Here is a 12,238-nt window from a genome sequence, read left to right as displayed (position 1 = left end):
TACCAGTAATCCAGCCCGGCATCATTGACGTGACTGACTGGCCCGAAGACCCGGAGCACCCTCGCTACCCGGAAGGCGCACGGGAAAAGTCCGCACTTTTCCCACCCGACATTGTCCCTTTCGATTTCATTAAGCCAGGCCGCCGCTACCTGTTCAAACTCTCTGACCAGCGTTATCCAGAGCAATTTTGGGCTGAGACGATTGCTTACGTTGTTGGGTGCCTTTTGGACGTGGAAGTGCCTCCCGCGTACATTGCCGAACACCGGGGACGAGCTGTGTGCGGGGCGTTGATCGAATGGTTTTTCGTCGACGGTGAGCAGACATTTATCGCGGGCGGGAACCGCTTGCAGCGGCTTGTCCCAGACTACGACCGAAAGCTGGGAACGCAGCACAGCTTTCAGTTGGTTCAGCGCGCATGCGTTCGCGCGGCACGACATGGGCTTATTGACGACTGGCTATTGTATTGGGGGCGGGCGTTTCTCTTTGACGCTTTGATCGGAAATACGGACCGTCATCAGGACAACTGGGGCTTTCTTGCTTGGACGCTTGACGATGGAGCAACCACCCGGGAACGACTCTCGCCGCTCTTTGATAATGGTACGAGTTTGGGGATGGAGCGCCACCTCGAGCATGTTGCTGGTTGGGACGACAACAAATGCGCGGCGTATCTTCGAAAGGGCTGCCACCATATGAAGCTTAATGGAGACGACGCAAAGCGGTGCCAACATTTCGACATGATCAGGTACGTCGTTGAAGCGCACCCAACCCTTTTGGGGCCTCTTCGGGAGACTTTGGCCCTATTCTCGGTGCAAGAACTAGAACAACGACTTATCGAACTGTGTAAACTAGAATTGCCCGTTAAGCTCACGGAAGCTCGCATTCGCTTCACGCTAAGATTGGTGAACCTTCGATACAGGCAACTATGCGCGATATTGTCATGAGGCAAATTGAGCACGTGGCCGAGCCGTCGAGGCTCTGGCTATCGTGGCAGCCTTCATCCGACGTCGGCCCAGAAAGTCGGCGTCGGCACGTGGTGGCGGAGATCGTGCTGGACAACGGCGAACCAGTTTTCCGCTATCTCAATCAGACTGCCGACTACCAACTGGCCAAACTGGAAGGTTTCCAAGGTTATCCCGCTTTCAATCGGGGTGAAGACGAGCACAGAAAAGGTGTCTTGGAAGCTTTCGTTCGGCGATTGCCCTCGCGGAAGCGCCGCGACTTCGCGGAGTACTTGGAGAAGTACAGACTTCCTGCTGACTTTCAAGGGTCAGATTTGGCCTTGCTAGGCTATACAGGCGCGAAATTGCCAGGGGATGGTTTTGAGTTGTGCCCAGATCTAACGACTGCGGCATTGCCTCTCGAGACTGTCATGGAGGTAGCCGGTTTTTGGCGACAAGGCGTGAGTCAAAGCGATCTCCATATCGGTGATGAAGTGCAGTTTTTGCCGGAGCCGCTCAACAGTGTTGATGAGAGGGCAATTGCAATTTACTGGTCCGGGCGGAAACTTGGCTATGTTCCGAGGCCTATGCTTCCATCGGTCCACCGGTGGCTGAGCGCGGGAAAAATCGAGGCGTCTATCGATCGTCTCAATGGAAAGCCCGAACGCCCGCTAGTTTATTTGTTCGTTGGTGTGACTCCCGTCAGCTAAGGCAGCAAACACGAGATCGGAAGTACAGAGCCCCGCCCAATGTGCGGGGCTTCGTTTTTTGTGCGCAAGGCAATCCGACTGTGTTGGCCGCAAACTCTAAATTCCGTGCGAACCAGCGTCGCATACCGATGGGGTGAAGGCATCCGTTTTCGTGATCTTCAGTGTTGGGATGCTGCTGGGGTATCGCTTGCCCGAACGCACGAAATCCCCTGCTAAGCTGCACGCCCCAAAACGCTTGGAGAGCTAGTGAATCTCGACTGTGAAGTGCCGCTCGTGGCCAGTGATCGCCTCATCCGTTTGCCGGCCGTGCTCGATGCCGTTGGCCTTGGCAAGACGACTATCTACGCACTGGTGAAGGGCGGCGAGTTCCCACGTGCCCGGAAGGTGCGCCACACGTCCCTATGGGTCGAGTCGGAGATTCAGGAGTGGGTGAGATCGATCGCGGAGCGATCGGCAGGCGGCTGCACTGTTAGGCCGAGTCTTTAGCCTGTCGAGGTGCAAGTATGAGCGAACGCCGCACGGTAGGCAGGAAGCCATCACCCGAAATTGATCTCGCGCGCGATGTGGGGCACTCCTCTCCGCTCGCGAGCACGATCAGCGCTGTCAGCTTCGAAGGATTAACTATCACGTCGTCGGACGGAGAGCCGGCAACGCTAGCAGTTGTTGACCGCGACGGGCGCATCGTGCAGGTTGAAGCTGAACTTCTTGAAAAATTCACGGATTGGCAGACTCCGTTATGACCTCGCCCATCGCAAGGGCAGTCAGGCAACTCAGTTTCCTTGATAATATCGCTACCAGATGTTAATGGAGTCAAGGCTTGAATGCGGATGACGCCGCTGTCACAGAGACCAGCGCAGAGGTTCCCGAGCCCATCGTTTCATCGATGTGGGTAAATTCCATTGAAGATACGAATCGGCTCTTGGCATATGTCGAAGATGCGGCAGCACGTGCCCATGATTGGCTTCGAACCCACAGGAAAGGTTCGCTGGATCTATTCCGACGCTTAAAATTCGACTCGGTTGGCTTTCATCCTGCCACGGGAGCGCCGTTAAACCTGATCGAGCAAACCAATCAGACCTGGAGCCTTGTGGTCGCCATCGCGGCCGCGCGCCAACTGCTCACGCTTCATCCGCTTGTCGGCGGCTTTCATCTTGCCCCAGGCGCGCACGCCTCTTTGCCGTTTGATATCGTTAGCGACGATGGCTCTGTGGTCGCAGAAACATTTGCGGCGGTGACGCCAGCAAACAACGGGAAACTGCGTAAAGATCTGGAGAAGCTTCTGACTCGTCCCGACATCCCTCACCGCTACGTATTTTTCATGGCCCCCAAGTATCCTGGGACCCGGCGATGCGAAAAGCTTGAGCGTGATGGCGTGCAGGTGTGGTGTGTCGATCTCTAATGCGCTGATCTGACATCTGTCGCGGGATGAAGCCGGGATGCCCGTTCACAAGACGGCTCCGGGCTTTGTTTTATTCCGTCGCAGACACTCTAATGCACTCGCTTGCCTCGCGGCGCGTACTACTCCCGTCCGGCGCGGCCAACTTCTCATAGCCCGACATATAGCGACTGCCCGCAGTAGGCAGTTACTTCCACATACCGAGATATCGCGAAAAATTGCGCGACGCATCACAGCCGAGCGCCGTCAGAAAGGAATTTCGTCCACCGCCACGTCCAGCGGAAACTGATAATCAAAGTTTCCGCTGGACGTGGCGATGCGAAGACCTAATTTACCCTTTAGCTGATAGCTGTCCTTCAGCACCTCACCTTTGCTAGCAACGGCTAGAATGCGCTTCATGTTGACCTTAATTTGCGCCCAGCCGCCGTTCTTTTGCAGTCGTCTAACCGGGCAAGCAAGAAAGTGCCGCTCCTTGAACGGACTCCAATCCGAATCGACCGTAGAGCACACCTTTTCATCTTGGCGAACAGTCCACTGCCTATTCATGTATATGTAAATGGCTTCAATGTCCGGGGAGGCCTGCGATGAGTGGTTCGAAAGGTCGAATTTCAGATCGATGTCAGCTTCTGCGAGCCAGTCGCTCTTTTCCAATAGACCCGACGGCTTTTGCAACGTAACCTTGATCCTGCTATCACGAAGGTTTTGTATCTCGGCCTTCGCCCACTCCAAGTCCTTCGCCAATTGCGTGCGCAGGCGAGTGGCGGAACCGCCATACACGATATGCCGATGGTGCTTCAAATCGAAAGGAATATCGCCCGTGTCCGAAGTAAGCAAGATGACGAGTTTGCCCTTTGCGTGAGCGTAGCCAACCTCATAGAACACGTTGGGGTTTCGCCCGGACATGTCCGCAACAATGACATCAGCGACATCAATTTGTCGATAGATTCGCTCCAACATACTTTCTTGGTAAATCTGCTCGTCCACGCGCTGGCAATCGAAGTCCAGCTGAGTGGCCGTTTCTTTGATGCCTAGTAGGTAAATGTCATTGAAGGAACTATCAAAGGGCATTAAGACGAACGCAAACGGCTGCGGCGTAGTGGCCTCGGTCGGCATTTAATTGGTCTCCACTCGAATCTCAATAATGTAGCAGTTGCTGGGCGCTCTGGCGACGCGCTGCCTTGCTAAGGGCAGTCCGAACACCGCCTTTCGTTGGCGCACGCGCGCGCAGGACGCTCGGGGACACACTTGAACCCGCCACCGTAGGAGATAGACTCATGCTCACCGACTCCTGAAGGCATGGATACATGAGCATCGTCACAGACAACATCGGCGCGGTAACAGGGATTATCGGAGCGATAACGGGCGGCTTTGCCCTTTGGAAAAGCTATCAGGTTAAATCGCTCGATCTGCGGCTGGAGCTACGAAAGGCACTCGGCAATGCTCACCATGCGCTGAGGTCGCTGCCCGATCTTCTGGACTACGCGGACGGGTCGCGCCACAGGATACTCGCGCAGGGAGGGCAAGGTGGAGCGGCGCTAGCATGGGAACAGGACCTAGCAGCGGCTCGCACCGAGATTAGAAACATCGCGGCAGAACTGCGCGATGAAGATGAGGATTTCAATGCGCTGTCCGACAAACAACTCGAAGTGGCGATTGCCGCGGCGAACAAACAAGTATTGCGCCTAGAGGCTCTCGTGTCGAAGTATCGCGATGCGGTTGCGGCTGATGACGACAGGAGACGCGATATCAGGCGGGAACATGCCGACTTGGCGCGAGACATGATCGCGCGGAGATAGCGTGGCGAGCCGCAGAGACTCGCGTTGGCAGAGGTACAACTGTCGTTTCGAACACTTTGTAGCGTCCGTTCGCGCTTCGCGGCGGACCCTCCCTTGCGTCTGTCCATTTCGCTCCTCGTCCCGCGCACGCAGCATCGGCACGAGTCCCATACGCGCCCTGCAAAAGATCGAACTCAGATCGGCAATCGCGTGGACTGCCCACAATAGGCAGGGAAGGGGGGGGGGGGGCTTCACTAGTTGATAACTAGTGTATATATCTTGCACTAGTGAATTCGTGATGCTACAGTGAAGTCGCAAGTTCACTAGGGAGTCTGCTATGCCTAAGTACGACGTTGATACAGCAGTCGCTGTGCGAGTCGCCAATCTCGCCCGCCGCGATCCGTTTGAGAATCTGTCGTTCAACGATGCAATACTGCGGCTGGTCGAGCGCGTAGAGGGCTTGCTGCGGGCGGCGAAAGCAGATTCCGCTAAAGGAATTCCGTTGTCGAGCTTGGTCTCTGGTATTGATGCATTCAGCCAAGTGGAGCCGGTAGTGCTCGATGCCTCAATGCCGCAGATTCCGTTGTCCCAACTCTTGGGTATCAAGAAAGCACCGTCCCCTAGTGCGGCTGAGTGGGCGGCTAGTGTGCCGGAGCTTAACCCCAACGCCGGCGTTCTAACGACTTGGACCGCCATTTGCAACGAGTTGGAAATCGAGACCAAGGGTGACTCGGCTCGCCGCGTGCTGCAAAAATGGGTAGCAGAGAATAAGCCGGAATGGCCGAAGGTGCCGGATGTGGCGGAGTGAGGGAAGGGAAGGCGCGGCGAGCCTCAGCCACTCGCCGCGCATTTCTACCCGACGCTTACAGCATTGCCACCAAATCATCCGCGCGCAGATGGACGTACCGCTGGAGCATCTTCAAGTCCTTGTGACCGGAGAGGGTCGCCAACTGGATCGGGTTCCAGCCCTTCTCGCACGCTAACCGGCTCAGGCACGTGTGGCGGCAGTCATGGAAATGAAAGTCGGCAATCTTGCAACGCTTCACGAGCCGGATGAACTGGCGTTTGAGCGTTTCGCTCGTCAACCCGGCAAACACGCGCTCAGTCTCCCGGTCGAGCGGTTCCAGCGCGGCGAGCGCTTTGGCTGACAGTGGAACGTCGCGCGGCACATCTGTTTTCGTGAGCGGCAGACGAATTACGCGCCGCTCCCAATCTATATCAACCCACCGCGCATTGATGATCTCACCGGCACGCATCGCCGTTTCGAGCGCGAACTGTATACAAGGGACAAGGTAGGGATTCTGGGCGAGGCGAGCTTCGGCCAACAGCACCTTCTCTTCCTTCGGCTTCAAGATGCGATCACGGTGCGGCGGACTCTTCGGGCGGGCTACCTTAAACACAGGTATGTCGCAGCCCCATTCGGCACGCGCCAGATTGATCGCACTAAAAAGAAGGTTTTGCTGCCGCGCGACCGAAGACCCGGCTCGACCTTCCATCTGCGAGTCGCGCCACGCGGCAACCTTCGAAGCGTCCAGTTGCGCTAGGGGCGTCGCGATGAACTCTCGGCACTCGCGGAGCCACCGCCGCAGCGTGAGCACTTCGATGTCCCCGCCGCGCTTCTTCGGGCTCACGTCGCTCGCGTACCGCCGCAGCACCTCCGCTAAAGTGTTCAGGCCGTCCGGTTGCACCTTCACGGCCTTCGGTAGCTCCCCGGGATCTAGCGTCGCTTCGGTCGCCCGTACCCACGCGGCTGCGTCCTTCTTCTCATGGAAGCTGCGCGATTGAGGCGGCACCCCCTTGCGCCGCACCTTCGCCTGATATGTTACGGCCCCGTTTTGCTACATATTTGCTAATCGTTCCCATCTGCGTCACTTCGCGCCAGGAGTCCTGTACGCGTCCTGTAGACGCAGAAATCAGCCGGAAAGCCGCGCCGATATTGGATCTCTTACAACCCTCCGAAGGCAGGGGTTGCTGGTTCGATCCCAGCCGGGCGCGCCAAAGTTGATCGCATAAAAAATCAAGGGCTCAGCAAAACGTGCTGCGCCCTTTTTTTCGTCCGCAGGTTCTGGCGGATCTACCTGGCTTTCCCATGGGCGACGCCTTCTCACGGCTCACCCATGGTCTCAACCGCGCTTCTTCACTGCGTCAGCTTCGCCAGCACCTCATCGATATTGCTGCTGTCGAGCTTGTCGTAGAGCAACTCGCCCATGGCGAGAATCGTCTGATCGGATAGTTTCGAGAAGTCGAATGCGCAAAGCTTTTCGACGACGTCCGGCGCAAAGCGGTATTTGATGACCTTGGCCGGATTGCCGCCCACGATCGCGTAGGGCGGCACGTCCCGGGTCACGACGCTGCCCGCCGCGATCACCGCGCCCTGCCCAATCCTCACGCCGGAAAGAATGATCGCGTCGTAGCCGATCCACACGTCGTCGCCGATCGTGATCGGCCCCTTGGTTTGCGCCTCCAGCTTGCCGTGATAGCTGAACGTGAATGGAAACGTCGACAGGCCGCCGTGAGGATGATTGCCGCCCAAAAGAAAGCGCACGTTATCGGCGATCGACACGAAATTGCCGATCGTCAGGCGCTCGTCCGGGTGGCCGAAATCCATCACCGTCAGGTCGCCATAAGTGCGGCGCCCCACCTTGATCTTCGCTAGCGACGACGTCAGGGCGAGTTTCACCAGCCTGGTGGAATTGTGCGGATTCGACAGGCGCCAGAATTGCCCGGCTCGTCCCTCCAGCGCCTTGAAGAAATACGGCTCGTCGCGATAGTCCGCCATGTTTTCGAAGAAATCGGTCTTCTCGAAAGCGTTGGCGCTATCCATGTAGTACGGCAGGATGTGGTTCAGCAGCAGATCCTGCTTTTCCTTCGCATAGGTGTGCGGCGTGATCTTGCCGGCCGCCACATACTTCTTTAGCATGCCGAGATAATTCTTGCCGAACACTTCCGCGAGGTTGTAGCCGCTTTTGCTGCCTACATCCTGCGAGAAAAAATAGTTGCCGTGCAGAACCAGCACGCCCTTGCCCGTCGAGATCAGCTTGAGCAGGATGTCCGTCTGGACCAGACGCGAGGACGCGTTCTCCAGGAAGTCGGGAATCGCCTGAAACTGTTCGCGCCAGAGCCCGAATGCGCCAATCCACGTGCAAATGTAGGAAACGCGCTGGATGAAGCTGTCCAGATCGGCGAGCGGCTCGATCGGGTTGGCCGATCCTTTCGCGCCGTTCGTCATGAAAATGGTGGGCTTGAGCTGCGCGCTCGCGCGGATGACCTTGACGATTTCGCCGAGGCTACCGTCGCGCACCAGCAAGCTGTCGTTATGGAGCTTGAGAAACTGACCTCGTGCTTTGGCCAACACCAAATGGAAATTCTTTTCCGGTCCGATGTTGACCTCGTTTCGATAGAAAAGAATTTTGCCGGGAAAACGATTCGCATAGTCCGTCGCGACTTGCGCCGTGTCGTCGTTGGAGCAATTGTCCGCAATGACGACCTCGATTTCGTTGGTCGCGAGGAATGCTTCCTGTGTGACGATGCTCTCGAGCGTAGTTTTGAGCGTCGCAGAGCGGTTATACGTCGGGATGCAGAGTGAAAGAAGAATATTGCCAGTTTGCATGGTGTCGCTTTACGAGATGGCTACGGCAGACCGCAGCGGCAGGCCGCCCAGTGCATTGAGTTTTTCCTGCGATCCAACTGTCCCGCACACTTCGTGTGAGAGGGCGTGCACGTCGATCGCCGCGCCGTTGCGGCGGCCGATGGCGGATTCCATAAGCCACGAACCGAAGCCGCCGTCCGTGAGATGATCTTCGAGGGTTTCGACGAGCGCAAAGTCCTCAAGCGTGATCGGCTGCGTGCTCTTGGCAGCCATGCTCCAGAGCGGCAGGGAATGCACTTCGTATTGTGCGAAATCGGGGTGTTCGCGCCAGTTCATCGCGATGCTCATGCCCGCGCCGGTGGACAGCAGCGTTTTACGCGCATCGGCGGGCGTTTTTGCATCCGCGATCTTGAGCCATCGCCCCGGAGCGACCTGCGGCACGGCGGCGTGAAAATTGGGCTCGCCAGCTTTGCCAAGACGCAGGTAGGACGGCTGCGGGTGCTCGACCAGATAGCGCATGCAGGCGCGCACTTCCATCGGATCGCCAGGCGCGGCGATCAGCATGTTCGGGAAACTGCGCATCAGCGCGTAGTCTTGCACCGCATGATGGGAATATCCCAGCGCACCATAGGCGAGACCTCCGCCTACAGAAACTACAGTCACGGGAAACCTGTGATAGTCGACATCGTTGCGAATCTGCTCTGCACACCGAAAGGTTGGGAAATTCGCAATGGAATACGTGAAGACGTGGTAGCCCTCCGATGCCATGCCGGCAGCAAGGCCAGTCATGTTCTGCTCGGCAACGCCTGCATTGATGAAGCGCTCTGGAAAGCGGTCTGCGAATGGCTCAATAACGGAATAGCCCAGGTCGCCGACAATCAATGCAATATGCGGGTGTTCGGCAGCCAGCGCCACCAGTTCTTCGATAAACGCATTACGCATCGTATTAGCCCTCCAGCTCTTCGAGGAACTGCGCCAGTTGATCCGCGTCTGGCGAGCGGTAATGCCACTCGACCTTGTTCTCCATTGCGCTGACGCCTTTACCCTTGATAGTGTGCGCGATCAGCATTGAAGGCTTGCCCGGCTGCCAGGGCGTGCAGCCCAGCGCCGTGCGCAGCGCGTCGTGGTCGTGGCCGTCCACTTCCCGCACGCTCCAGCCGAACGCGGCGAATTTGTCCGCCAGCGGCTCGAGTCGCAGTGTCTGATCGACGGTGGTCAGGCTCTGCAGCTTGTTGTAGTCGACAATCGCGACCAGGTTGTCGAGTCGATGATGGGCGGCAAACATGAGCGCTTCCCAGTTGCTGCCTTCGCCCAGTTCGCCGTCGCTCAGAAGGACGAAGGTGCGCCATGCGGCGTCGTTACGTCTGGCGGCAAGCGCCTTGCCCACGCCAAACGGCAGCCCGTGCCCGAGCGAGCCCGTGGAGAACTCGACGCCGGTCACCTTATGGCTAATGTGGTTCATCAACGGCGAGCCGTCACGGCCATAGGACAGCAGTTCGGAGCGCTCGAAAAAGCCGCATTCGGCCAGCGCCGCATAGATGGCCACGCACGCGTGACCCTTGCTCAGGATGAAGCGGTCTCGCTGCGTTGCCTGGGGTTCGTCCGGGTCCACGTTGAGGACCTCGCCGTAGAGCACCGCGACGATGTCGCAAATCGAAAGCGCACTTGCGATATGCGAAGCGCGGGCACGCTGCACCATCTGCAATGCTTCTACGCGCATGCGGCGGGCGAGTTCGGTAGTCGTTCTTTTCACGCTTTGCTCACCAGCCGCGAGATTTTTTCGGCATGGGCCTCACGGTGCAGGAACACATAGTTTGTCTCGATGGTTTCATCGGTTACGCAGGTCAACCGGCGAACTCCGGTTTCGCCCACTGCCATGCATTCGTAGCCGAACGACGCGAAGAATTCGATCACATCGTTGGGGTGGTAGCCAAACGGTCTGGACCACTTGCGCAGGAGTTCGGTAAAGACCACGGGACGATGCCGCGCGAGTGTCGAATGGCCGCCGCGGAATACGAGGAGTTCAGCGCCTTCCACATCGCACTTGATGAAGTCCGGTGCGATTGCCTGGTTCGTTGCCCATTGATCGAGCGTCAGCGTCAGTCCAACTATTCGCTGGGCGTCTTGCGCGTCCGCCACGTTCATGAGCGAAGCGTTGGTGCCGGCAGTCGGCGCAATGAAGAAGTCAATGGTTCCGTTCCGATCTGACAGGCCGTAGTTGAAACAGCTAACCCGATCGCCGACGCCATTTTCCGCCACGTTTCGTTGCAGAAAAGCGAAACTTCCGGGCATCGGCTCGAACGCGAAGACGCGGGCCTGAGGCGCTCGCATCGCGAAGCGCACGGTATGCATACCGATATTCGCGCCGATATCGACGAGGTTGCGGCAATCTTGTGCAACGGTGTCCATTACACGAGTTTCGTGTATTTCGTAATGATCGAAATTCATCACTTCGACGGGGGCTACACGTGCCTCGTTCGGCGGACATTGAAGTCGAATGCCCTCTTCTCCGACTACAAATACAACGGAATTCGCATCAATGAGGATTTCACGGATATCCGTTGTGCGAATGACATCCACATACTGAAACAGCGTCTGATGAACCTTCAGTGCCTCGCGAATAAAATCCGGTTTCGAAAGACTGCCATCGCGGTAGAGGGCTTTTAATTGAGCGATTGTTGATGTCATATCTGATACGCCTCGATCATGCGACGAAAGCCTGCATCGGGCGTGGTGTGGGCGCGCCATCCAAGTGCTTCCAGACGGCTAACATCCGGCACTAGCCGGTTGAAGCTGCTGAGCAGATAGCCGGATTGGTTCGCAGGCGCACGGCGCTCGACGCGCAGGTTCTTGAGCGGATACAGTCCCGCGAGCAATTCCGCCAGTTCCATCACGGAAAGTTCGGCCGCGGGATTCGCCACGTTGTAAGGCTGGGCTGGCGCGCCTTGCAGCAGCACGGTGAAAAGGCCAAGAATCGCGTCTGAGACGTAGCAGAAGGCGCGTCGTGCGCTACCATCGCTATTCATGACGATGTTTTCGCCGCGCAGCACATTGAAGACGAAGTCTGCGAAGACACGTCCGTCGTCGGCTTGCAGGCCCGGACCATAGGTGTGGAACGGCCTCGCAATATAGGCGGGGATGCCGTGCTGATGATGCCAGGCAGCGCACATTGCTTCGCCGATGCGTTTGCTCTCCGCGTAGCACGAACGAACGGCGGTCGGGTCCACCACGCCATAGCCAGTCTCCGCGAGCATCTGTTCCCCTGCCACCGAACCGTAGACCTCGGAGCTGCTTACGAATAGCATGCCCTGGGCCGACGGATTACCCCGCAGCATTTCCAGCAACGCTGCTGTACCGACCGCATTGGGCATCAAGGTGCCGACCGGGTCAGAGCCATAAAAGCGCGGGCTCGCCTGGCTGGCGGCGTGCAGGATGTAATCGCATGGGTCCAGATCGGGCACTGCGATCTGGTTCAGATTCCATTCGGATAGTTGCAAATGGCTGGCTGTCTGCGCGGTTATGTCCGCAAAGCGCGCGCGAGCGCGCGCAGCGTCGCGCACCATGGCCACGACTTCGACCGGCTGCCTCACCTTGCCGAGCGCATGCAGCCCGAGCAATGTGCGCACGAGATAGCCGCCGAGGAACCCGCCCGCGCCTGTAACCAGCACGCGCCGGCCACTCAGCTTTTCCCATGGCAGAGGTTGAGCGACGATATACCTGACGTCCTCATGCCAGACGTCCAGCATTTTCGCGCCGGGCGGCGCAGCCTTGATTTGCGCGGTCGCGCTGTTGTCTCGCGTATTCAGCATGGTGCGAATGCCCTCGCAACT

General features: G+C 57.8%; 14 protein-coding genes. 7 read left to right on the top strand and 7 right to left on the bottom strand.

What is annotated here, in order from left to right; all coding sequences use genetic code 11:
* The first annotated feature begins 29 nt into the window (after window positions 1–29).
* From F4827_RS03510 to F4827_RS03490, 5 genes are all read left to right on the top strand, one after another.
* Window positions 30–941 (top strand): HipA domain-containing protein, encoded by a 912-nt coding sequence (locus tag F4827_RS03510; RefSeq protein ID WP_183721643.1) that lies wholly within the window; start codon window positions 30–32, stop codon window positions 939–941.
* Window positions 923–1,648 (top strand): HIRAN domain-containing protein, encoded by a 726-nt coding sequence (locus F4827_RS03505; protein ID WP_183721640.1) that lies wholly within the window; start codon window positions 923–925, stop codon window positions 1,646–1,648. The genes F4827_RS03510 and F4827_RS03505 overlap by 19 nt, the downstream gene beginning before the upstream one ends.
* A gap of 246 nt (window positions 1,649–1,894) precedes the next feature.
* Window positions 1,895–2,134: an AlpA family phage regulatory protein gene (locus F4827_RS03500; protein WP_311672455.1), complete on the top strand. Its 240-nt coding sequence runs from the start codon at window positions 1,895–1,897 to the stop codon at window positions 2,132–2,134.
* 17 nt (window positions 2,135–2,151) lie between these two features.
* Entirely contained in the window at window positions 2,152–2,388 is a 237-nt protein-coding gene (locus F4827_RS03495) for a hypothetical protein (protein ID WP_183721637.1), read from the top strand.
* Window positions 2,389–2,465: 77 nt separating this feature from the next.
* Window positions 2,466–3,047, top strand: a complete 582-nt coding sequence (locus tag F4827_RS03490) for a hypothetical protein (RefSeq protein ID WP_183721633.1) — start codon at window positions 2,466–2,468, stop codon at window positions 3,045–3,047.
* Between the two features lie 243 nt (window positions 3,048–3,290).
* Here F4827_RS03490 and F4827_RS03485 read toward each other — a convergent pair whose 3' ends face one another.
* A complete protein-coding gene (locus F4827_RS03485; RefSeq protein ID WP_183721631.1) occupies window positions 3,291–4,157 on the bottom strand; it encodes a hypothetical protein in 867 nt (288 codons plus the stop codon).
* Between the two features lie 191 nt (window positions 4,158–4,348).
* On the opposite strand from F4827_RS03485, the gene F4827_RS03480 reads away from it, so the two are divergent.
* A complete protein-coding gene (locus F4827_RS03480; protein ID WP_183721628.1) occupies window positions 4,349–4,840 on the top strand; it encodes a hypothetical protein in 492 nt (163 codons plus the stop codon).
* A gap of 316 nt (window positions 4,841–5,156) precedes the next feature.
* Window positions 5,157–5,627 (top strand): hypothetical protein, encoded by a 471-nt coding sequence (locus tag F4827_RS03475; protein WP_183721625.1) that lies wholly within the window; start codon window positions 5,157–5,159, stop codon window positions 5,625–5,627.
* Between the two features lie 55 nt (window positions 5,628–5,682).
* Here F4827_RS03475 and F4827_RS03470 read toward each other — a convergent pair whose 3' ends face one another.
* The 6 genes from F4827_RS03470 to F4827_RS03445 all read right to left on the bottom strand — a co-directional run bounded on the left by F4827_RS03470 (window position 5,683) and on the right by F4827_RS03445 (window position 12,217).
* On the bottom strand, window positions 5,683–6,513 hold the full coding sequence (locus tag F4827_RS03470; RefSeq protein WP_183721622.1) for a site-specific integrase: 831 nt from the start codon (window positions 6,511–6,513) through the stop codon (window positions 5,683–5,685).
* Between the two features lie 443 nt (window positions 6,514–6,956).
* The gene (locus tag F4827_RS35785) at window positions 6,957–8,429 is read right to left on the bottom strand and encodes a glycosyltransferase (protein WP_183721620.1); all 1,473 of its coding nucleotides are present in this window, start codon (window positions 8,427–8,429) and stop codon (window positions 6,957–6,959) included.
* Window positions 8,430–8,438: 9 nt separating this feature from the next.
* Entirely contained in the window at window positions 8,439–9,350 is a 912-nt protein-coding gene (locus F4827_RS03460) for a transketolase family protein (protein WP_183721617.1), read from the bottom strand.
* A 4-nt stretch (window positions 9,351–9,354) separates the two neighbouring features.
* Window positions 9,355–10,161, bottom strand: a complete 807-nt coding sequence (locus F4827_RS03455) for a transketolase (protein WP_311672451.1) — start codon at window positions 10,159–10,161, stop codon at window positions 9,355–9,357.
* On the bottom strand, window positions 10,158–11,096 hold the full coding sequence (locus F4827_RS03450; RefSeq protein WP_183721614.1) for an FkbM family methyltransferase: 939 nt from the start codon (window positions 11,094–11,096) through the stop codon (window positions 10,158–10,160). Before F4827_RS03450 ends, F4827_RS03455 begins: the two co-directional genes overlap by 4 nt.
* Window positions 11,093–12,217, bottom strand: coding sequence for an NAD-dependent epimerase/dehydratase family protein (locus F4827_RS03445; protein ID WP_183721611.1), 1,125 nt, complete (start codon window positions 12,215–12,217; stop codon window positions 11,093–11,095). The genes F4827_RS03450 and F4827_RS03445 overlap by 4 nt, the downstream gene beginning before the upstream one ends.
* Window positions 12,218–12,238: the final 21 nt, after the last annotated feature.

The sequence above is a fragment of the Paraburkholderia bannensis genome, from assembly GCF_014200455.1.
Classification (GTDB): domain Bacteria; phylum Pseudomonadota; class Gammaproteobacteria; order Burkholderiales; family Burkholderiaceae; genus Paraburkholderia; species Paraburkholderia bannensis_A.
The sequence above is the reverse complement of the archived record's forward strand: the minus strand, read 5'-3'. Positions and strand labels throughout refer to the sequence as shown.